Origin of the sequence: Frankia sp. AgB32, from assembly GCF_023243045.1 — a bacterium.
In the GTDB taxonomy this organism is placed as follows: domain Bacteria; phylum Actinomycetota; class Actinomycetes; order Frankiales; family Frankiaceae; genus Frankia.
On sequence record NZ_JALKFX010000097.1, the window covers coordinates 12437 to 33702 of the forward strand.

The 21266-nt window shown below is 73.7% G+C and carries 17 protein-coding genes and 1 pseudogene; 16 read left to right on the forward strand and 2 right to left on the reverse strand.

Annotated features, from left to right (window positions below; translation table 11 throughout):
- The first annotated feature begins 41 nt into the window (after positions 1 to 41).
- From MXD60_RS22425 to MXD60_RS22475, 11 genes are all read left to right on the forward strand, one after another.
- Positions 42 to 791 (forward strand): enoyl-CoA hydratase-related protein, encoded by a 750-nt coding sequence (locus tag MXD60_RS22425; RefSeq protein WP_248821311.1) that lies wholly within the window; start codon positions 42 to 44, stop codon positions 789 to 791.
- Positions 791 to 1624 (forward strand): SDR family oxidoreductase, encoded by an 834-nt coding sequence (locus tag MXD60_RS22430; RefSeq protein WP_248821312.1) that lies wholly within the window; start codon positions 791 to 793, stop codon positions 1622 to 1624. The genes MXD60_RS22425 and MXD60_RS22430 overlap by 1 nt, the downstream gene beginning before the upstream one ends.
- Entirely contained in the window at positions 1614 to 2447 is an 834-nt protein-coding gene (locus MXD60_RS22435; RefSeq protein ID WP_248821313.1) for a maleylpyruvate isomerase N-terminal domain-containing protein, read from the forward strand. The genes MXD60_RS22430 and MXD60_RS22435 overlap by 11 nt, the downstream gene beginning before the upstream one ends.
- Before the next feature lie 125 nt (positions 2448 to 2572).
- Positions 2573 to 4147: a class I adenylate-forming enzyme family protein gene (locus MXD60_RS22440; RefSeq protein ID WP_248821329.1), complete on the forward strand. Its 1575-nt coding sequence runs from the start codon at positions 2573 to 2575 to the stop codon at positions 4145 to 4147.
- Between the two features lie 14 nt (positions 4148 to 4161).
- Complete coding sequence (locus MXD60_RS22445; protein WP_248821314.1) at positions 4162 to 5010, forward strand: nitronate monooxygenase; 849 nt, start codon at positions 4162 to 4164, stop codon at positions 5008 to 5010.
- Positions 5011 to 5303: 293 nt separating this feature from the next.
- Positions 5304 to 6005, forward strand: a complete 702-nt coding sequence (locus MXD60_RS22450; RefSeq protein ID WP_248821315.1) for an RNA polymerase sigma factor — start codon at positions 5304 to 5306, stop codon at positions 6003 to 6005.
- On the forward strand, positions 6005 to 6793 hold the full coding sequence (locus MXD60_RS22455; RefSeq protein WP_248821316.1) for a Rieske (2Fe-2S) protein: 789 nt from the start codon (positions 6005 to 6007) through the stop codon (positions 6791 to 6793). Before MXD60_RS22450 ends, MXD60_RS22455 begins: the two co-directional genes overlap by 1 nt.
- Before the next feature lie 148 nt (positions 6794 to 6941).
- Entirely contained in the window at positions 6942 to 7433 is a 492-nt protein-coding gene (locus tag MXD60_RS22460; protein WP_248821317.1) for a plastocyanin/azurin family copper-binding protein, read from the forward strand.
- Entirely contained in the window at positions 7430 to 8413 is a 984-nt protein-coding gene (locus MXD60_RS22465; protein ID WP_248821318.1) for a metallophosphoesterase family protein, read from the forward strand. Before MXD60_RS22460 ends, MXD60_RS22465 begins: the two co-directional genes overlap by 4 nt.
- Positions 8410 to 8955, forward strand: coding sequence for a hypothetical protein (locus MXD60_RS22470; protein ID WP_248821319.1), 546 nt, complete (start codon positions 8410 to 8412; stop codon positions 8953 to 8955). Before MXD60_RS22465 ends, MXD60_RS22470 begins: the two co-directional genes overlap by 4 nt.
- A gap of 192 nt (positions 8956 to 9147) precedes the next feature.
- Positions 9148 to 9711 (forward strand): dihydrofolate reductase family protein, encoded by a 564-nt coding sequence (locus tag MXD60_RS22475; RefSeq protein WP_248821320.1) that lies wholly within the window; start codon positions 9148 to 9150, stop codon positions 9709 to 9711.
- 151 nt (positions 9712 to 9862) lie between these two features.
- Here the strand turns inward: MXD60_RS22475 and MXD60_RS22480 are convergent, their stop codons facing one another.
- The gene (locus MXD60_RS22480) at positions 9863 to 10522 is read right to left on the reverse strand and encodes a TetR/AcrR family transcriptional regulator (protein WP_248821321.1); all 660 of its coding nucleotides are present in this window, start codon (positions 10520 to 10522) and stop codon (positions 9863 to 9865) included.
- Between the two features lie 131 nt (positions 10523 to 10653).
- Between MXD60_RS22480 and MXD60_RS22485 the strand changes: the two are divergent.
- A pseudogene (locus MXD60_RS22485) lies at positions 10654 to 10827 on the forward strand (acetyl-CoA carboxylase carboxyltransferase subunit); the annotation flags it as partial.
- A 339-nt stretch (positions 10828 to 11166) separates the two neighbouring features.
- Here the strand turns inward: MXD60_RS22485 and MXD60_RS22490 are convergent.
- Positions 11167 to 11979, reverse strand: a complete 813-nt coding sequence (locus MXD60_RS22490) for an Fpg/Nei family DNA glycosylase (RefSeq protein WP_248821322.1) — start codon at positions 11977 to 11979, stop codon at positions 11167 to 11169.
- A 439-nt stretch (positions 11980 to 12418) separates the two neighbouring features.
- Here MXD60_RS22490 and MXD60_RS22495 point away from each other — a divergent pair, with 439 nt between their 5' ends.
- The 4 genes from MXD60_RS22495 (at position 12419) to MXD60_RS22510 (ending at position 21189) form a co-directional block, all read left to right on the forward strand.
- Entirely contained in the window at positions 12419 to 17635 is a 5217-nt protein-coding gene (locus MXD60_RS22495) for an alpha-(1->3)-arabinofuranosyltransferase domain-containing protein (RefSeq protein WP_248821323.1), read from the forward strand.
- Positions 17632 to 19107 (forward strand): hypothetical protein, encoded by a 1476-nt coding sequence (locus MXD60_RS22500; protein ID WP_248821324.1) that lies wholly within the window; start codon positions 17632 to 17634, stop codon positions 19105 to 19107. The genes MXD60_RS22495 and MXD60_RS22500 overlap by 4 nt, the downstream gene beginning before the upstream one ends.
- A gap of 102 nt (positions 19108 to 19209) precedes the next feature.
- Positions 19210 to 20790: a polysaccharide biosynthesis protein gene (locus tag MXD60_RS22505; RefSeq protein ID WP_248821325.1), complete on the forward strand. Its 1581-nt coding sequence runs from the start codon at positions 19210 to 19212 to the stop codon at positions 20788 to 20790.
- 72 nt (positions 20791 to 20862) lie between these two features.
- On the forward strand, positions 20863 to 21189 hold the full coding sequence (locus MXD60_RS22510) for an FKBP-type peptidyl-prolyl cis-trans isomerase (protein ID WP_248821326.1): 327 nt from the start codon (positions 20863 to 20865) through the stop codon (positions 21187 to 21189).
- Positions 21190 to 21266 lie beyond the last annotated feature (77 nt).

The window sequence follows — 21266 nt, forward strand, 5'->3', positions numbered from 1 at the left end:
CTCCCGCGGCGGTACGCGCCGCGAAAGGTGGTGGCAGCACGGTGACCGTGGAGACCAGCCGGCAGGGCCGGGTCCTCGTCGTCCGGATCAACCGCGAGGAGAAGCGCAACGCGCTCAACGCGGAGGTGACCGCGGGACTCGACCAGGCGATGAACGAGCTCGAGGACGACCCCGAGCTGTGGTGCGGCGTGCTCACCGGCGGGCCGCGGATGTTCTCCGCGGGCGCCGACCTGAAGTCCGGCCCCGGGGAGCCCACCGCACGCGGCGGTTACGTCGGCCTGATCCGCCGCGCGCGGACCAAGCCGCTCATCGCCGCGGTCGAGGGGCTCGCCCTCGGCGGCGGGGTGGAGCTGGTGCTGTGCTGCGACCTGGTCGTCGCCGCCCGCACGGCCTCCTTCGGCCTGCCCGAGGTCAAGCGCGGGCTCATGCCCGACTTCGGCGGCGCCTTCCGGATCACCCGGGTGCTGCCGCAGAACATCGCCTTCGAGCTGCTGGCGACCGGCGACAACCTGTCCGCCGAACGCGCCGAGCGGCTCGGTTTCGTCAACGTCCTCACCGAGCCCGGCGGCGCCCTCGACGGCGCGCTGGCCCTGGCCGAGCGGGTGAACGCCAACGCCCCGCTGGCCGTGCGCGCCGCCCTGGACATCGCCCGCCGTGAGGTCGCCCCCGACGAGAGCACCATCTGGGAACACAGCGACAACACCCACGAGAACCTGTTGAAGACAGCCGACTTCCAGGAGGGCCTCGACGCCTTCTTCAGCCGGCGCTCCCCCGTCTGGACGGCCCGCTGATGAGCTACCTCGACGGCAAGGTCGTGCTGGTCACCGGCGGCGCGAGCGGCTTCGGCCGAGAACTCGTCACCCAGCTCGCGCACGGCGGCGCGACGCCGGTGGCCCTCGACGTCAACGCCGAGGGCGCCGAGGAGCTGGCCGCGGCCCTCACGAAGGACGGCTACCAGGTCCGCGGACTGGGGCTGGACGTGCGCGACCGGGCGGCGTTCGCCACCGCTGTCGACCAGGTCGTCGCCGACATCGGCCGGGTCGACGTGCTGGTCAACAACGCGGGCATCATGCCGCTGGCCCAGCTCGCCGACCACGAGCGGGCCGCTGACGCCTGGGACCGCTGCATCGACATCAACATCAAGGGTGTGCTGCACGGCGTCTACGCCGTCCACGACCACATGCTCCGCCAGGGCAGCGGGCACATCGTGAACCTCTCCTCGGTGTACGGCAACGCGGGCGTCGCCGGGGCGGCGGTGTACGGCGCGACGAAGGCGGCTGTCGTCACCCTGTCGAACGCGCTGCGGGTGGAGAGCCAGGGTCGGATCAAGGTGACCGTGGTCCGCCCCAGCGGGGTGCTCGGTACCAACCTGTTCACCGAGATCATCGACTTCGACGCCATCCGCGCGCTCGCCGCCCACAAGGCTCCGGCGCTGGTGGAGCACATCGGCCAGTTCTCCAGCGGCACGCTGCCCGCCGGGCTGACCGACCCCGCCGACGTCCGCTACTGGTCGCTGCAGGCGGCCGAGGTCGCCGAGCAGATCGTCCGTCTCATCGACCAGCCCCTGGGCGTCGCCATCACCGACGTCACCCTGCGCGCCAGCGGAGAGGACTATGTCTTCTAGCCACGGGACCCGTTCCGAGCAGCTCCCGCCCGCCTGGGGGCCGTCGGTGACCGCGCCGCTGGAAGCCGCGATCACCGAGACGATCGACGTGTTCGGCGCGCTGAGCGCCGAGGAGCTGCAGGCCCCGTCGGCCTGCGCCGGCTGGACGCTGCACACGTTGCTCGCGCACCTCACCATCAGCGTCGGCGGTGTGGCCGGGCTGCTGCCGCTCACCCCGCAGGACGACAGCGTGGAGTTCGAGGCGGCGGTCGACGCGCACTCCCGGGAGGTGGCCGCGCGCTCGGACGCGGAACTGCTCGACCTGCTGCGGTCCTCGTTGCCGGTGGTGCTGAAAACGTTCGGCGAGATGACCGACGAGGTCGCCGCCTTCCCCGTCAGCCTGGGCACGGCCGGCAGCTATCCGTTCGGCAGCGTGTCCGGCGCGATCGTGTTCGACCACCTCTGCCACCTCCGCCACGACGTGCTCGCCCCCCGCGGACCGATCCAGCGCACCCTGCCCGAGCCCGACGCCGCACGGCTCGCGTCGGCCACCGGCTGGCTGATCGGCGGCATCGGGCAGATGACCACTGACCGGTTCGCGCAGCTGCTGACCGACCCTCTGCTCCTCGTGCTCACCGGGCCGGGCGGTTCCACCCACCGGGTGCTGGCGCACGCCGAGGGCGTCGAACCGGGCGGCGACGGACCGGTCCGGGCGACCGTCCGCACGAGCGCCGCGGACTTCATCGAGTGGGCCACCGGCCGGGTGCCGCGCCAGGGCAGGGTCGAGCTCAGCGGCGACGCCGCCTACGCCGACGCCGTGCTCGACGAGTTCCGCGTCTACTGACCGCCCGCGGCCGTCGCGGCGTCACCGGCGGCCCGGCCACCCGTACCGATCGACCGATCATGGAGGTGCCCGGGATAGGCCGGATCGCAGGCGTCGAGCTTCCCCCGTTACATCCCTTCGTGGGCATGGACGTGACCACGCTGTTGGAGGACCGGGCCCGCCGACGCGGCGAGCATCCGTTCCTGGTCTGGGAGCCCCGCGAGGGTGAACCGCACACCTGGACCTACGCCCGGTTCGCCCGGGATGTGCGGGCGACCGCGGCGGGACTGGCCGCCCGCGGCGTCGGCGTCGGCGACGCCGTGATCGTCCACCTCGACAACAGCCCCGGTTTCCTGCACGTGTGGTTCGCCTGCGCGCGCCTCGGCGCGGTCGCGGTCGACGTCAACACCCGCTACGTCGAGGACGAGCTGGCGCACGCGATCGGCCTGACCGGCGCGGTCGGCATCGTCACCGACCCCCGGCTCGGTCTCGCCGACTCCCCCACCGTCACCGGGCTCGGCTGGCGGGTGCTGCTCGGCCCGGCGACCGGCACCGTGCCGGAGCTGACCGGGTCGGCGGGCCTCTCCGCGGACATCGACGCGGACATCGACGCGCCGCCGCCGCGCCCCGCCGACCCGGGGGCGCCGCTGTGCGTCCAGCTCACGTCGGGGACGACGTCGCGGCCGAAGGCGGTGCTCTACACACACGGCAACGCGCTGTGGACAGGGCGGACCGGCTCGTCGCTGTGGCGTCTGCTGCCGGACGACGTCATGCTCGTCTACGCCCCCCTGTTCCACACCCATGCGCTGTCCTGGCAGCTGCTGCCCACCCTGTGGGTCGGCGGCACCATCGTGCTGCAACCGAAGTTCTCCGCCAGCCGGTTCTGGGAGGTCTCCCTTCGCAACCGGTGCACCGTGACCGGCCTGCTCGGCCTGATGATGGAGGTCCTCGCCGACCAGCCGGTGCCCGACCACAGCTACCGGAGCTGGATCGGCGGTTTGGAGCTGCCCAGCTTCGAGGCCCGCTATGGCGTGCGGATCTTCCCCGCGTGGGGCATGACCGAGGTCGTCTCCACCCCCGTGTGCGGCGACGTGGACTTTCCGGGCGAGGCGATGGTCATCGGCCGGCCGGCGCCGCAGTACCAGGTGCGGATCCGCACGGCCGACGGGCGCGACGCCGGACCCGGCGAGGTCGGCGAGCTGCAGGTCGGCGGGGTACGCGGGCTGTCGCTGTTCGCCGGCTACATCGCCGACCCGGCGGCCACCACGAAGGCGTTCGAGGACGGCTGGTTCCGCACCGGCGACCTGGTCACCCAGCTCCCCGACGGCGCGGTGCGCTTCGCCGGCCGGGCCAAGGACATGCTCAAGGTCAGCGGTGAGAACGTGGCCGCCGCCGAGATCGAACGCGTCGTCAACACCGTGCCCCGGGTGCTGGCCAGCGCCGTCGTCGGCCGAGCGGATCGGATCCGCGGCGAGATCCCGGTCGCGTTCATCACCCTGCGCCCGGACGCCGGGACCGACCACGACGCGCTGCGCGCAGAAGTCCTGGCGGCGTGCCGGGCCGCGCTCGCCGACTTCAAGGTCCCCCACGACGTCCACGTCATCGACGAGCTGCCGCGCGCCACCCTCGACAAGGTCGCCAAGGGCACCCTGCGTGAGTGGGCGGCGGAACGGGCCGCGGACACCGCCGGTTCGGCCCAGTCACCGCCGCCAGCCCAGTGACCGCCACCAGCCCAGTGACCGCCACCGACCCAGTGACCGCCACCGACCCGCTGGACGGTCTCGCCCTGCCGCTGATCGCCGCGCCGATGACCACGGTGTCCACGCCGGCGCTGGTCGCCGCGGCGTGCGCGGCCGGTCTCGTCGGCGCGTTCCCGACGTCCAACTGCCGGTCGACCACCGAGCTCGCGGACTGGCTCGACGAGATCGACGCGACGGTCGCGACGAACCTCATCGTCCACCGCTCCAACACCCGGCTCGACGAGGACCTCGACACCCTGGTGCGACGCGGGGTCCGCCTGGTCATCACCAGTGTCGGCACGCCGGTGCCGGTCATCGGCCCGCTGCACCGGGCCGGCGTCCGGGTGTTCGCCGACGTCGCCTCGCTCAAGCACGCCGAGAAGGCGACCGCCGCCGGCGCCGACGGTCTCGTCCTGCTGGCCGCCGGCGCGGGCGGCCACACCGGCTGGGCGAACCCGTTCGCGTTCGCCCGCGCCGTGCGCCGCTTCCACGACGGCCCGCTGGTGCTCGCCGGCGGGATCAGCGACGGCACCGCCCTGTGGTCGGCCATCACCCTCGGCTACGACCTCGGCTACATGGGTACCCGGTTCATCGCGACCGCTGAGAGCGGCGCCACCGATGCCTGGCGCCGCGCTGTCGTCGACGCGACCCTCGACGACATCACCCTGGGCACCGCCCCCAACGGCGTCACCGTCAGCCTCCTGCCCGGTGCCGCCGGCAGCGCCGGGCACACGGTCGCGGGCGTGCACGCCATCACCACCGCCGCCGAGGTCATCGACACCACCCGGCGCGAGTGGAACGACGCCCGCGCCCGCACCCGCCGCCTGCTCGCCGCCACCGCCTGACCTGCCAACAGCGCCTGACCCGCCAACACTGCCTGACCGGATGAGCTGGTCGCCACCGTGGGCATCGGGGACGCGACACCGAGCGCCGTCGGTGTCGCCGGGAGTCGCCGAGTGATGCCTCATTTGTACTAGGCTCAGCTCCGGTCATTTCCGCGGCGGCTGACCGTCTGGTGTAACCCCCGGTCCTATCCCCTGGTGTGCGGGAGATCTGGATGCGGCCGGGCGGCGGAACGCGGATACAACGGGTCCCAGCGCGATCGGCCGCGGCGGCCCAGCCGGTCCGGGAGGAGTGGGTGAGCGTCGACGGCGACGGCGACGGCTCTGCCGGCCGGACGGCACCCGGGCCGGGTGCCGACCACGCCCCGAAACTGCGGGTCGTGGGCTCGGACGACGCCTATCCCGACTGGGAGGCGATCTACCGTGACAACGTGGACCGGATCTACCGCGTCATGTACGCGAAGGTCGGCAATCGGGCCGACGCCGAGGACCTGACCGCCGAGGTCTTCATGACCGCGCTGCGGCCGCTGCGAGTGTCGGCGAGCGTCGGCGAGGTCCGGGCCTACCTGTTCACCGTCGCCCGCACCACCCTCGCCGCCCACTGGCGGCGCACCCTCGGCGTGGCGGTGACGACGTTGGACGACGAATCGATCGACTCGCTACTCGCCGCCCCGGCGTTCAGCCCGGCGACCCCCGTCGGCCCACACCCGGATCCTGCCGGCAACAGCGCCGGCCGGGGTAGCGGCGCCGGCGCGGCGCCACCGGAGGCCGCCGGCGCGGCCTGGCCGGGCGGCGGCGCCGACGCGCCCGCCCGGGCCGAGGCGATTCTGGCCGAGCTGTCCCCGCGCTACCAGCGCATCCTGCGGCTGCGGTTCCTGGAATCCTGTTCGCTGCGGGAGGCCGCCGCCGAGCTGGGGGTGACCGTCGCGAACGCCAAGGTCCTCCAGCACCGGGCGCTGCGCCGGGCAGCCGAGGTCACGCGCCGGTGGGAGGCCTGATGGGACGCGGAGCACGCAGGTTCATCGACGATCTTCTCGCCGGCCGCCGACCCAGGTCGTTCGCCGCCAGTGCCAAGGACGCCGAGGAGATCCGAACCGCCCTCACCCTGCGCGCGGCGGCCCCGCGGGCCGCCGAGCCGCGCCCGGATTTCGTCGCTGACCTGCACCGACGTCTCGCGGCCGCGGCTGCGGCGGACGCCGAGGCCAGTCGCTCGCCGGAGTCAGGGCCCCAGGCGCTCCCCGGGTCCGGGGCGCAACCGCCATCCGCTGGTGCGGGCCGGCGCGCGGGGAACTCGTGGCCTGGGGGCACCCGTCGGGGATTCGTGTGGGTCACCTCGGTGGCCGCGGGGGCGACGGCGGTCGGTGCCGCCGTCGGCGCCGGGGCGGACCGGCTGTTCTCCCGCGGTGGCGGCGGGGCGGAGACGACGGCCGCCGATCACGTGATCGTGCCCAACACGGCGACCTGGTGGACGGTCGCCACCAGCCAGGACCTGCCCGAGGGAAGCGTGCGCGCATTCGACCTCGGCGCGGTCACCGGGTTCGTGGAGCGCCGCGGCGGCGAGGTGCGCGCGGTCTCCGGCGTCTGCACCCACCAGGGCTGCCAACTCGCGCTGGACGCGGCCGTGCGCCGGCTCAACTGCCCCTGCCACCGGACCGTCTTCGAGCTCACCGGCGAGGTCGCGCATTCCCAGCTTAAAACTCCCCCGCGTACGCTACCGGAATTCGAGGTGCGGGAGGTGTCGGGTGTCGTACAGGTATTCGCGCCACCTGGATCCGAACGGACCTGACGCCGTGAAGGTGTAACCCGGCTGCCTATCCAGGGGTGAGGAGTCCGCACGGACGCGGACCGCGATCCCCAAGGCCCAACCGGGTCGGAACGGTATTGCTGTGACAACCGAATCGACAGTCCGAAAGCGCGCGACACCGTTTTCGGCGGTGGTCTTTCTGACGCTGGCCCTGGCCATACTCGCCGCCTGTGGATCAACCGGAACGAAGAACACCGCGGCCGCCGCGCCGGGCGCGGCGGGAACGGCGACACCGGGATTCGTCCCCAGCGGCGCCGCGACACCGCCCCCGAACGCGATGCCCGGGATGACGATGCCCAGGATGACGATGCCCGGGATGACGATGGCGGCGGCCGGCGCGGCGGGTGCCGCGAGCGCGCCCGCGGCCACGGGGAACGCGGTGGCCATCAAGAACTTCGCGTTCGACGCGGCGAACCTGACGGTACGGGTCGGGACCACCGTCACCTGGACGAACCAGGACGGCGACGCCCACACCGTCGTGAGCTCCGGCAGCGGCCCGCTGCACTCGCCGACCCTGGACACCGGCGACACCTACCAGTACACCTTCACCAAGGCCGGCACCTACTCCTATCTGTGCTCCATCCACCCGTTCATGCTCGGCTCGGTGCGGGTGACCGCGTGAGCGGCCCCAGCGGCCCCAGCGGCCCCAGCGGCCCCGGCAGCCCCAGCGCCGGCGCGCCCGGCGTGGGGATGAGCCGGCGCCAGCTCGCCCGGCACGCCTCCTGGTTCGGCGCGGCCGTCGGGCTGACCGTGGTCGGCGGCGAGCTGACCCGGCACGCCGTGTCCGACCCGAGTGGCGCCACGCCGGCCGCCGCGGCCCAGGGCGTGCACTTCGTGCAGGTCAGCGACAGCCACCTCGGGTTCAAGGGGCCCGCGAACCAGGACGTCACCGGCTCCTTCCAACGGGCGATCAACCAGGTGAACGCGCTTCCCTACCAGCCGGACTTCGTCATCCACACCGGCGACCTCACGCACCTGTCCACGCCGGCGCAGTTCGACCAGGTGAAGCAGATGATGTCCGGGCTGCGCACCGGCGAGGTCTTCACGGTGCCGGGCGAGCATGATTCCGTCGGCGACCACGGCAAGGGCTATCTGAAGACCTTCGGATCAGGCACCCAGGGCGACGGATGGTACAGCTTCGACGTCCGCGGGGTGCATTTCATCGGGCTGGTGAACACGTTCAGTCTGGAGGCCCTCGGGCATCTCGGCCCGACACAGATCGAGTTTGTCCGAAAGGACGTCGCCGGCCTCGACAGCGATGTTCCGATCGTCGTCTTCAGCCATATCCCGCTGTTCGCCATGTATCCGAAATGGGGTTGGGGGACGGACGACGCGGCCACCGTCCTCGGCCATCTGCGCCGGTTCTCCTCGGTGACCTGCCTCAACGGCCACGTCCACCAGCTGTTCACGAAACGGGAGGGGAACGTGACGTTCCAGTCCGCGACCACCACCGCCTATCCGCTGCCCCATCCCGGCGTCGGCCCGGCGCCGACCCCGCAGACGCTGCCCGCCGGCAAGCTCGCCGCCGCGCTGGGCATCCGCGAGGTCCAGTACCGCCCCGGCAACACCGCGCCGGCGATCGTGGACAGCAGGCTCGCGTGAGCGGCCCGCAGAGCGCCGCACAGGGCGGCGCCACGCAGCCGAGTGCCGCGCAGGCCGGCGGCACCCACGGTGGTAGCGGGTCGCGAACCGGCGCGCCGGCCGGCGGCTCACGGGCGGGCGAGGCGCTGCGGGCCTGGCGGGCGGATCCGCCGGCGCTGGCCGCGCGGCTGCTCGCCGCCGCCCTGCTGGCCGCCGGCGGGTACGTGCACCTGCACCTCTACCTGGACGGCTACCGGGTCATCCCGAAGATCGGGAACATGTTCCTGATCCAGGAGAGCGGGGCGTTCGCGGTCGCGCTGCTGCTGGTGTTCAGCGGCGCGGCGGTGCTGCGGCTGGCCGCCGCCGGACTCGCGGCTGGTGCGCTCGGCGGTTTCGTCATCTCCCGCACGGTGGGGCTGTTCAACTTCACCGAACGCGGGCTGCAGCCGTCCCCGGACGCGTTGCTCAGTCTCCTGGTCGAGGTGGCGACGCTGCTCGTGCTCGCCGCGCCGGTCGTCCCGGCGGCGATCCGGTGGACGAGGAGCCGACCGGCGAGCGCGTGAGGGATCCGGGGCTGAGTGATCCGGAGCTGGCGGATCCCGGGCTGGCGGAGATCTCGGCGCGGGCGGCGGACCACCGATGAGTTCGCCGCCCGGGCGGTGTCCTACCAGTAACAGCCCCTAGATCCGAGCCACCGGGTACCTGCGACGATGTCGCCGCAGGACGCCCACGGCCGCAGCAGAGGAGAGTCCCCGGTGCGCACCCTGATCGTGACCGCCTTCGTATCCGTCGACGGCGTGATGGAGGCGCCCGGCGGTGAGCCGGACTACCGCAACACCGGGTGGACCTTCAAGGACATCGAGTTCGACCCCGCCGCCTACGAGATCAAGGGCCGCGAGCAGGGCGAGACCACGGCGCTGCTGATGGGCCGGACCAGCTACGAGGCGTTCGCCCCGGTGTGGCCCACGATGGAGATCTTCGCCGGTTACAACGCGATGCCCCGCTACGTCGTGTCCACGACGCTCCAGCAGGACGACGAGCGGTGGCCGGCGACGATCCTGCGCTCCGTCGACGACGTCGCCGCGCTGAAGGAGACCGAGGGCGGCCCGATCGGCGTGCATGGCAGCGCCGCGCTCGGGCAGTCCCTCGCCGACGCCGGCCTGGTCGACCGCTACACCCTGCTGGTCTTCCCGGTGCTGCTCGGCGCCGGCAAGCGCCTGTTCAGCGAGGCCGACAAGGACAAGACCGCGCTGAAGCTCGTCGAGTTCGAGGCCTACGGCAACGGCATCCAGAAGCAGGTCTTCGACGTCGTCCGCTGACCGACGGGTCCGCGGGTCACGGACGGGTGCAGCCGGAAATCGGCGACCTCGCGGACCTGGATCTGCTCGACCGGGGGTTTCGTCGTCCCGGTCCCAGATCGCGGCCCTGTGTCGGCCAGGCGCCGGTCAGGGCAGGACAGGCGCCGGTGGGCTACTCCGGCAGCACGCCGAGGGCGCGCTGGGCGTAGCGCACCAGGCTGTCCACCTCGGCGGGCTCGGGCCGGGTGCGCGCGAGCAGGTGGCGCTGCATGGCACCGAAGGCCAGGTCGTAGGTGGCCCAGGCCTCGGCGTCGCGGCCCTCGCCGGGCAGGACGGCGGTCAGCGTGTCGATGAGCAGGTCACGGGACTGGCCGAGCTCGTCGGGGAACCGCACCTGTAAACGGCCCAGCCCGGCGACGAACGGACGGGTCTGCTTCGCGATGGACGGATCAGTGGCCTGTTCCAGCACGCACCGGATCCACGCGTCGACCCGCGCCGTGGCGCTGTCCACCCGGCCGGTGCGGTCACGCAGCTCGGCGGCGACCCGGCGCAGCCCGGAGGACAGCAGCGCGATCAGCAGCTCGTCCTTGGACCCGAAATGCCGGTAGAACGCCTGGTTGGAACAGCCCGCGGCGGCGAGAATCGCTCGCAGCGACAGGTCCGTGGACCCGGTGCGCTCAATGACCGTGTACGTCGCGTGCACGAGGCGGCGGACCTCCTCGGTCGCCGCGTCGACACGCACCGCCATGGAACGTTCCACGACCCGCGCTACCGCGTCCGACGCCACGACTCCCGCCGGGGAGTCGGAGGCCGGATCCTCCAGGGTGCTCATAGAGCAACAGTCTCGCATCCGAGAACGCCGTTCTATCACCAATCGTGAATCTCAGAATTATATAATTTGCTTTTTCGACCGAGGAGTGCTGACCTGCGTGGTCGGGCCCCACGCTCGCGGCCCGGCGCTACCTGGCCCACTTTCCCCGCGACGCCGCGCAGCCCGCGCCGTCGCGCCTCGGGCCCGGCACCGGGCCGCGCAAGGCCGACGTCCTCGGCCTGATCCCGCCGGATCCGCGCCGGCCCTACCGCATCACCCCGGTGCTCCAGGAGGTCGTCGACGACGGCGACCTCCTGGTCGTGCAGCCCGAGTTCGGCCGCTCGGTCGTCACCGCGCTGGCCTGGCTGGGCGGGCGCAGCGCCGCGGTCGGCCAGGCCCACACACTTCTCGTTTCCCGCGGCACTGTGCAGCGCGGTCGGTTCACCCCTTCGGCACGCGCTGGGGATGCCACGCCGAGCACGGCCACCGCCATGGCCGGAACGGTGAGGAGCGGAAGAACGCTTCTGATCGGACGAGTGGCCATGTACCCCACCCGAAGTTTATGGACTATTCCGCAGTGTACCCACCTGGGTCACATCTGTGATGGACATGTCAGGGCTCCGACCTCCCGGCCCGCGGGCCACGGAGGCGACGGGCGGGCGTCGTCAGGCGGTCGGCTGGCAGCCAGGGCACCAGAACAGGTTGCGGGCGGCGAGGCGTTCGGCGCGGACCTCGGTGGCGCAGACCAGGCAGGGCTGGCCGGCGCGGCGGTAGACGTAGACCTCGCCGCCGTGGTCGTCGACGCGGGGCGGGCGGCCCATCGCCTCGGGGGTGTGGGCCGGGCGGACCGTGTCGATCCGACCGGTGCGCACACCATCGGCCATCAGGACGCGCAGGTCGGCCCAGATCTCGGCCCACTGCGCCGGGGTCAGCTCGCGGCCGGGCACCAGCGGGTGGATGCCGGCGCGGAACAGCACCTCGGCCCGGTAGATGTTGCCGGGGCCGGCGAGGACCGCCTGGTCGAGCAGCAGGGCGGCGATCGGTGTGCGGCTGCGGGTGATCCGCCGCCAGGCGAGCTCGGGATCGGCGTCGGCGCGCAGCGGGTCGGGGCCGAGCCGCTCGCGCAGCGCCGTCACCTCGCCGGGGCCGAGCAGTCCGCACGCGTTCGGGCCGCGCAGGTCCGCGTACCCGGTGTCGGCGGCGAGGCGCAGCCGCAGCGCTCCGGTCGGCACGGGGGCCGGTGGCGGCCCGACGGCGTAGGTGCCGTAGATGCCGAGGTGGACGTGCAGGACAGCGTCGCCACCGAAGAACAGCAGCAGGTGCTTTCCGTGCGCCTGCGCGTCGGTCAGCACCCGGCCGTCGAGTAGGCGGGCGCCGTCGGCGAAGCGACCCTGGGGACTCGTCACCCTGGTGGTCCGTCCCCGGAACATCTGCAGATGCACGGTCGCCAACCTGTGCACGGTGTGGCCTTCGGGCATGGTCGGGCGAGCATACCGAGCGGGTCCGGCCCCGGTTCCGGCCGCGTGTTCACCCACGGGAAACCGATCCCACACTCGACGTCCGCACGACGTCCCGCGAAAAGCTCCACAACCAGTGCTCGAAAGGGCCATCCGGCCGGAGGTTTCGGAGACCCGAACGGCCGGGGTCGGACGAACACCTCGTTTGTCCTGCATGCGCCCACCAAAGGGCGTCATCCACGGGACCACCTTCCGCCATTGACTCTCGCGGACCGTGTCCAGCCACTCAGCACACGGTAAGAGGCGGACCCCTGGACTGAGTCGGAAATCGGACACATCGCTACATTGCCTGCCATAGTGATCCAGCAACAGGGCCGGCTACCACGCAATAGCACCAGCTCAACGCCCTCCGCGGGTCGCGGGCCGTCGCAGCAGGAGGTGTTGTGTGCACCAGGTGCCCGTGAGCGTTGTGATCCCGGCCTACAACGAGTCCCACCGGCTACCGAAGTCACTTCCCGTCCTGTCGGACGCACTGCGCCGGTACTCCCCCGACGCCGAGGTGATCGTCGTCGACGACGGCAGCAAGGACGAGACCGCGCGGGTCGCCGCCGAGCTGCTGCGGGACACCCCGAACGGCCGGGTGATCAGCCTGCCGGAGAACGGCGGCAAGGGCGCGGCGGTCCGGGCCGGGGTCGGTGCGGCCATCGGCGAGGCGATCGTCTTCATGGACGCCGATCTGGCCTCCGACCTCGCTGACCTGCCGAATCTGCTGTCCGCGCTGGAGCACGCCGAGGTCGCGCTCGGGTCCCGGCGCCTCGGCGGCGACGCCGACCGCGACTTCACCCGCCAGCTCGGGAGCTGGGCCTTCAAATGGCTCATCCGATTAGTCGTGCCACTCGGAATAGCCGACACCCAGTGTGGCTTCAAGGCATTCCGGCACACCGAGGCCAAGCTCCTGTTCGACCAGACCCGGGTGACCGGATTCGCTTTCGACGTCGAGGTACTCGCCCTCGCGAAGTCCCTGGGATACCGCATCGCCGAGGTCCCGGTGCGCTGGCAGGAACAACCCGACGGCACATTCAACACGCTTCAGCACACCCCGGCGATGATCGCCGAACTCCTCCGCACCCGGCGCTACGTTCGCCGCGCGAATCGTTCACTCGCGGCCCGCGCCGGTCAACCGGCCACCGATCGTCAGGCGGCGCCCGCCCGGCACCCGGCGCACGCCGCACGAGCCGCCCGGGCACCCCGCCACCGGGTGCTCGCCGGTGTCGGCGCCGAGCCGCACTCCCCGGCCGCGGACCAGGCCGAGCTGGCCCTGGCCGGCACGAGCCCCGGGGAGACGACCCGGCCACTGCGGATACGGCAGTCGGCCCTGCCGGCACGCGCGAGCCGGCCAGGCGTCCCCGTGCCGCAGCCCGAGTTCACCGCCGGAACGCCGCGGGAACGAGGACAGACCGCGCTGTTCACGGCGTCGACCGGACCGTTTCCGGACCTGGCCGCCCCCGGCCGTGGTCGGCGCGGTCGGCGGGCCCGGCGGGACGCGCCCTCCGTGCCCGACGGCCCGGCCCGTCCGGACGAGGCGGCCGACCCGGGCACCGGTGACGACCCGGCCGCCGCGGCGCGCACCTCGCGCTGGCACCTGCTGTGGACCGCGGTCGCGTACGCGGCGCTGTTCATGGCCCAGGCGCCGGGCCGGCTGACCGCCGACACGAAGCTGTCGGTGGCGGTCGATCCGAAGGGGTTCCTGGCGGCTGCGACCCACCTGTGGGACTCCTCGGCCGACTTCGGCGCCATCCCGAACCAGATCGCCGGCTACCTGTTCCCGATGGGGCCGTTCTTCCTCGCCGGGCGGCTGCTGGGCCTGCCACCGTGGCTCACCCAGCGGCTCTGGATGGCCCTGCTGCTGACCGTGGCGACGTGGGGGGGCATCCGTCTCGCCGACACGCTGCGGATCGGACGGCCGACCAGCCGGGTCCTCGGCGGTCTCGGCTACGCCCTGTCACCGATGTTCCTCGGCAAGATCGGCGCGACCTCGGTGGCGATGACCGGCGCGGCGATGCTGCCCTGGATCGTCCTGCCGCTGGTCCTCGCGCTGCGCCCGGACGGCGCCGGCGGGGACGACACCGGCCTGGCCGGACCGGTCTGTGCGCCCGACGGAGCCGGCGGCGAGCGACCCGACGCCCTCCGCCGCGGCCGGCGGGCGGCGCGGGCCGCCCCGCCCGTGTCGGCCGCGACCCGGCTCGCGCCGCGTCGCGCCGCCGCGCTGTCGGGGCTGGCGGTGCTGTGCACCGGCGGGATCAACGCGAGCGTGACCGCCGACGTGCTGGTGTGCCCGGCGGTGCTGCTGCTGTTCGCCGGCGGGAGCCGACGGGTCTGGGCGCTGCGCGCGTGGTGGTTCGTGGCGGTCGTGCTCGCGACGGCCTGGTGGGCGATCGGGCTGCTCGCGCTCGGCCGGTACGGGCTGAACTTCCTGCCGTTCACCGAGTCCGCCGAGCTCACGACGTCCACGGTGTCGATCGCCGAGACGCTGCGCACCGCGACCGACTGGATGGCGTACCTGCGGGTGCCGAATGTCTGGCTGCCGGCCGCCGCGGCGTACGTCGGCGCCCGTTTCGTGATCGCCGGATCCTATGCCCTCGCCGCGGTGTCGCTGTGGGGGCTGGCCCGGCGCGACCTGCCGGCCCGGCGGTTCCTGCTGATCACCTTCGGGGTCGGCACCGTCGCGGTCGCGGCGGCCTACCCGGGCGCGCTGGGCAGCCCGGTCTCCGCCGACCTGCGGATGCTGCTCGACGGGCAGCTCAGCCCGATCCGCAACGTGTTCAAGTTCCAGGCGGTGACCCACCTGCCGATGGCGCTCGGGCTGGTCCACGCCCTCGGCGTCGCCACCGACCGCCTCGCCGACCGGTCGACCGGCCGCCGGCCGGCGACGGCCCGGGGCCGCCGGCACCCGCGCCGGCCGGTCGCCGGGACCGCTGTCGTGCTGACGGTGGTCTCGCTGGTCGCCAGCATGCTTCCGCTGCTCGAGGGCAAGTCGCTGCAGCCCGGTTCGTTCGGGGCCGTCCCCGGCTACTGGACGCGGGCGGCGAACTGGCTGTCGGCGAACCCGCAGAACGGCCGCACCCTGCTGCTGCCCGGCTCGGCGTTCGCCGAGTACGACTGGGGTCGCCCGCTCGACGAGCCGGTGAAGTGGCTGTCGTCGACCCCGTGGGGTGAGCGCAGCCTCATTCCGCTCGGTGGGGTCGGCATGACCCGCTGGCTGGACGGCATCGAGAACGCCCTCTACGACGACGGCGCCGGCCTCGGCGCCGCGCTGGCCCGTGCCGGGGTCGGCCAGGTGCTGGTCCGCAACGACCTCGCCGACGACAACTGGGACATCCCGCCGTCCACCGACGAGATCCACCGCTCGCTCGTGGCGGGCGGCCTGCGACTGGGAGCGACGTTCGGGCCGCTGGTCGACGCCCGCGCCGGCGACCGGGAACGGATCCTGCCCGCGCCCACCCGCCGCGACGCCGGCCGGGCGCCCGCGCTGGAGGTGTGGACGGTTCCTGGCGGTGCCCACGCGGTCGACACCTACCCCGTCGCGAACGCCATGGTCGTCTCCGGGGGTCCCGAGGCGACCGTCCAGCTCGCCGAGCACGGCCTGCTCGCCCCGGACCGCGCCACGGTCCTCGCCATGGACCTCGGCGACCAGCGCACCGTGGACCGCCAGGACGCCGACCCCGCCACCCGGGGCACGGTCGCCGCGGCCGCCGACCTCGTGCCGGCCGCCGACATCCTCACGCCGACGACCAGCCTCGCCGTCACCGACACGTTCGACCGGCGCGACGCGACCTTCGGGCTCGTCCACAACACGTCGTCCTACCTGCTCGGCCCGACCGAGCGGCCCGCCGGCGCGACCGAGCCGGTCAAGCAGTGGACCGACCGGCCGCCCGCCGGGCACCAGACCGTCGGCGGCTACCTTGACGGGAAGTCGGTCACCGCGTCGTCGTACGGGTACCTGCTGCGGGCCGCACCCGAGGCGGGACCCGCCGGCGCCGTCGACGGCCTGCCGTACAGTTGGTGGTCCGCGCAACCCGACCCGGTCACCAGAACGGAGGGTGCCTGGCTGCGCGTCGATGTCGGCACTGCGGTGACCGTGCCGTACCTGACGGTGCAGCTCCTCGCGGACACGCCGCGACGCCCGGTCGCAACGGTACTCAGGGTGACAACGCCCAACGGGTCCGTTGACACCCCGGTGTCCGCGACGGAGGGGCCCCAGCGGCTCGCGGTGCCCGTCGGGGTGAGCTCGCGCTTCACGGTCACCCTCCTCCATGTTACAGGCGGTGACCCCCGCGCGCTTGGAGCGGGTATCCGCGAGCTTGCCGTACCCGGCCAGTCGTTTCACCACTACGCTCAGGTTCCGACCGACGCGACCATGATGTTCTCAGGTCAGGCGAGTGGCCCGGTGATGTACGCGTTCGACCGCGCCCGGGCCGACCCGACCCAGCCGTTCAACGCCTCGGAGGAACTGACGATCACCCGCCGGTTCGACACGCCCCGATCGGAAGCGTTCACCGTCGCGGGTACCGCCATCGCGGTACCGCCTCCGGCCGGAACACCCGCGCCCGCGGACGCCGCAGCGCCAGCGGTGCTCGACTGCGGCCGCGGCCCCGGGGTCGTCATCGACGGCACGGTCTATTCGACCCGCGTCGAGGGACGCGCCGGCGACCGCGCCACGGCCGCGCCGATGCGGATGACGTTGTGCACGCCGGACGGCACGGTGCCGCTCGCGGCCGGCCAGCATGTGCTGAGCGTGCTCCCGGGCACCGCCGCCCTGCTCGTCGACACGATCTCGCTGGCGAGCCCCGCCACCCCGGCCACGGCCACAGCCACAGCCACAGCGACCCAGCCGGCCGGGGCGCAGCCGGCGATCGCCCGGCCGGCGACGGTCGGGCAGTGGACGCCGGAGCGGCGCACGGTCACCCTCGGAGCCGGCCAGCAGACCTTCCTCGCGGTGCACGAGAACGCGAACCGGTCCTGGACGGCGAGCCTCGACGGCACCCCGCTGACGCCCGTACGCCTGGACGGCTGGCAGCAGGGCTGGATCGTGCCGGCCGGTGGCGGCGACACCGTCGTCATCGAGAACAACCCGGGCCGGTCCTACCGCTCCGGACTGGCCATCGGCCTCGGCCTCGTACTGCTGCTGGTGGTGATCGCGCTGCTGCCCGCTGGCCTGCGGCTGCGCCCGTCCTCGGACCCGCACGCCCATCCCCGGTTCCCGGACCCGCGGCGCCTGCGGCTGACGCGGGCCGCGTCCCGACTGCCCGGTCCGTGGGTGGCCGCGGCCGCCGCCACCCTCGCCGTGTGGCTGGTGGCCGGCCCGGCGGCACTCGCCCTGCCACCGCTCGCGTTCGCCGCCCGGCGCCGGCCCGCGGCGCTGCCCTGGATCGCGGCGAGCGGCATGACGGCTGCGGGCGTCATCATGGTGCTCAATCCGAACCTCGCGCCGCGAACCGGCCAGGGGGCGTTCAGCGGCCCGGCCCAGGCGGCTGGCGCGCTCGCGTTCGCGGCGACGGTCGCGGCGCTCTGTGCCGCGCGGGGCCGTCCGCCGGCGACCGTGGGGGGCGGGCCGCAGGCAACCGCGGGAAGAACATCGCAGGCCGGGAGCACCCGGCCACGGGAGGACGACCAGTGACCGGCACACGACCCCTGACCCAGCCCGAGCAGGTTCTCCTGGCCTCCGACCAGGCCGAGATGCCGATCATCATCGCGATGCTCGGCCGCACCGACGGACACGTCGACGCGCACCGGCTCGCCGCGGCCACCGTGGGCGTCTTCGCCCGCCACCGGGCCACCCGGTCCGAGCTGCGGGACCGGGCCGGCTCCGGCGGCTGGCGGATCCTGGCCACGGCGCGCCCCGCACCCGTGGCCGAGCTCGACGTCGCCACCCCGGACGATGCCTGGCGCGCCCTGCGGTGGGAGATGCTGGCCGGCATCGACCTGACCCGCGCGCCGCTGGTGCGGCTGCTGGTGTTCCATCACCCGCAGGGCGACTGGCTGGGCATCGTCGGGCACCACCTGGCGATCGACGGAAGCGGCCTGTTCAACGTGCTGACCGAGACGATGGCGGCCTACCAGCCGCCGGCCGGGGCCGGGGCGGGCGTCGCCCCCGCCGCCCACCACGGTCCCGGTCCCGACGCCGACCACCGGGTGCCCTCGCCCTGGCCGGTCATCGACGCCCGCCGGGCCGCGGGCAGCCGGGTGCTGCGGCGGGTCACGCCGGCCTCGCGTTTCCTCGCCCCCGCGGGCCCGCCGGGCGTGGCGGGTTTCGCCCTGTCCCGCGAGGTCATTCCCGTGCCCCGGCCGCGGCGCCGGCCGGACGGGCCCACGCCGACGGTCAACGACGTGCTCGTCGCCGCCGTCCACCTGGCCGCCGGCCGGTGGAACGCGCTGCGCGACCGGCCGAGCGGCACGCTGCGGGTCCGGGTCGCCCTCGGCGCCCCCTCGCGCACCGAACTCGACGGCCTGTCCAGCGGGTTCGTCCTCGTCGCCAGTGACCAGGCGCTGCGCGCGGCGCCGGCCCGGCTGCTCGCCACCGTCGCCGAGCGGACGTCGGCGGCCAAGAGCCGGGTGGTCGCGGCGAAGACCGCCGCGGCCACCCGGCCCCCGACGACAGGCGCCGCGCCAGCCGGCGCTCCGGACGGGGTCGCGGGCGGTGCGGCGGGCGGTGCGGCGGACACCGCACGTGACCTGGCGCGCCGCGCGCCGACGGCGACGCTCGCGCGGGTGCGCACGGCGGCGCTGCGGCTCGCCGTCGCCGCGGCCCGGCCGGCGCTCATGCCCATCGCCGCCGTGAGCAACCTCGGCCACGTGCCCACCGACCTCACTGTCGGCGAGGGCGGGCCGCGGCTGCTCGACCTGCACCTGACCGCGCCGGGCCGGATGCCGCAGGGACTCGCCGTGCACGTGGTCCGGATGGCCGACCGGGTGCACCTGACGTTCTGCCATGCCTGCGAGCTGATGGACGAGACCTCCGCGCGGGAGTTCGTCGGTCTGTTCCTCGCCGCGGTTGCCGAGCTCTCCGAGTCCGCGGCCATGCCACCGCGGCCCGCCGAGGGACATGCCGATCGGCTCCTGCGAGCCGGAGCCGCCGATGTCAGCGTTTAGGCCGATGCCGGCGGTTGACGGCGGTTGGCACGATGTCAGCAGTTGGCACGATGTCAGCGGTTGGCACGATGTCAGCGGTGACGCGGTGATGGCGGTGACGCGGTGACGGCGGCCGGGCCGGTGGCGGGCGTCGCCGCGGCGCGGGACGCGCGTCGATCGCCGGCGGCGCTGCTACGCCGGGACCTCGTCGTCGAGATGCTGCGCGGACCGATGCTGCTCGCCGCGGCCGGGGCCGTCGCGAACTTCCTCAACCTGATCATGAACCTGGCGTTGGCCAGGCTCCTGAAGCCGTCCGAGTACGGCGCCGTCGTCGTCCAGACCAACATCTACATGGTGCTGGCGGTGGTCGGCACCGCGGTGCTCACCGCCGTCGTGCACCGTGACCTCTCCCAGACCGACCGCACCCGCCGGGAACGCCGTAACTGGATCACCCGCCTGCGGCAGGTGATGCGGTTCTCGGCGGCGGGGGCCGTGGTGGTCGCGCTCGCGCTGTGCCGTCCGGTCGCGGCGCTGCTCGCCTACCCGCATCCGTTCGCGATCGCGGAGGCGGCGATCGGCGCCGCCCTGTGGGTCAGCGTGTGCGTCGAACGCGGCCTGCTCCAGGCCCGGAGCAACTATCCGGGCCTGGCGCGGAACATGGTGTTCGAGACGATCTTCCGGGTGGCCTGCATCATCGCGGCGGCCTCCGTCGGGCTCGGCGTGAACGGCGCGGGCCTCGGGCTCTCGGTCGGCGCCCTCGTCGCCACCGTCGCGGCCCGCCGGACGGTGGCGCTGACCCCGCCGGTCCCCTCGCCACCGGCGGCGGCACCGCTCGTGGACGGCGACGAGGTGGCGGTCGGGTCCCCGCCCGCCGGCGGCCCGCTCCCGGCCGTGGCGCCGGCGGCGCCGGCCGCCCCGCGGCGGACCCGTGACGCACTGCTCGCGGACACGTCGGTGGCGCTGGCGGCGCTGGTACCGCTCGCCCTGCTGCAGAACATCGATGTCGTGATCGTCGGCTGGCGCAACCCGGACGGCGCGGGCAGCTACGCGGCGATCTCCACCGCCTGCAAGATCCCGGTGTTCATCGGGCTGGCGGTCGCGAACTACCTGCTCGCCGAGGCGGCCCGGCGGCGCCGGGAAGGCCGGCCCGCGGGCCGCGCGCTCGCGATGGCGCTGGGGATCGTCGTCGCCCCCGGGCTGCTGCTGGCGCTGACCGGCGCGGTCGCGGGCCACCTGCTGGTGTCGGTGCTGTTCGGGCCGAAGCTGGCGACCGACGCGGCGGCGCTGCCGGTGCTCGCGCTGGCGACGACCGCGCTGTCGGTCACCCTGCTGTTCGCGTCGTACCTGCTCGGTGCCGGCACCCGGCGGATCGTCTGGGTGCTCGCCGTGTGCACGCCCCTGTCCGTGGTGATCCTTGTGTTGGCCGACGGCCGCATCATGCTCACCGCCACGGCCCTGCTGGTTTCCCAGGCGTTCACGGCCGCGATGGCGGGATCACTCGTCCTGCGCCTGCACCGCGACGCCCGCCGGGCGGACGACGACCGCCGCGGCACCGATCGCCAGGACACCGTGCCTCTCGGCCCCGGCGGCCAAGGGCCCGACCGCACTGGGCCCGACCGCACTGGGCCCGACCGCACTGGGCCCGACCGCCGGGACCGTGGCCGGAACCAGGCTGGGATACTTGCCGGGCGCTCCCGCGGCTGACCGCGGGGCACGCGCGGCGCTCCGGGGCGGACCCCGGGGCCGTGGCCATCAACGATGAAGGGCTCGGCACACATGGGCGTATCAGTCGAAACCCTGTCCCCCGGGGACGGCACGACCTTCCCCAAGAAGGGAGACACGGTGACGATTCACTATGTCGGCACGCTGCGCAGCGGCAAGGTCTTCGACTCGTCGCGGGACCGCGGCGCCCCGTTCACGACCGAGATCGGCGTCGGCCGGGTCATCCGCGGCTGGGACGAGGGCGTTCCCCAGCTCTCGCTTGGCCAGAAGGCCGTTCTCACCATCAGCCCCGACTTCGGCTACGGCCCGGCCGGCTTCCCGCCCGTCATCCCGCCGAACTCCGAGCTGCTGTTCGAGGTGGAGCTGCTCGGCATCAACTGACGCCGAGCCGGCGCCGAGGGGCCGCGGCCCCCCCGGGCCGCCGCCCCCGCCCGCTGGCGGGCCAGCCGTGGCCGGTC

Coding starts and splice junctions, on each gene's coding strand:
- MXD60_RS22435 (WP_248821313.1), top strand. CDS start 1,614: ATGTCTTCTAGCCACGGGACCCGTTCCGAGCAGCTCCCGCCCGCCTGG.
- MXD60_RS22430 (WP_248821312.1), top strand. CDS start 791: ATGAGCTACCTCGACGGCAAGGTCGTGCTGGTCACCGGCGGCGCGAGC.
- MXD60_RS22510 (WP_248821326.1), top strand. CDS start 20,863: ATGGGCGTATCAGTCGAAACCCTGTCCCCCGGGGACGGCACGACCTTC.
- MXD60_RS22490 (WP_248821322.1), bottom strand. CDS start 11,979: ATGCCCGAAGGCCACACCGTGCACAGGTTGGCGACCGTGCATCTGCAG.
- MXD60_RS22455 (WP_248821316.1), top strand. CDS start 6,005: ATGGGACGCGGAGCACGCAGGTTCATCGACGATCTTCTCGCCGGCCGC.
- MXD60_RS22440 (WP_248821329.1), top strand. CDS start 2,573: ATGGACGTGACCACGCTGTTGGAGGACCGGGCCCGCCGACGCGGCGAG.
- MXD60_RS22480 (WP_248821321.1), bottom strand. CDS start 10,522: ATGAGCACCCTGGAGGATCCGGCCTCCGACTCCCCGGCGGGAGTCGTG.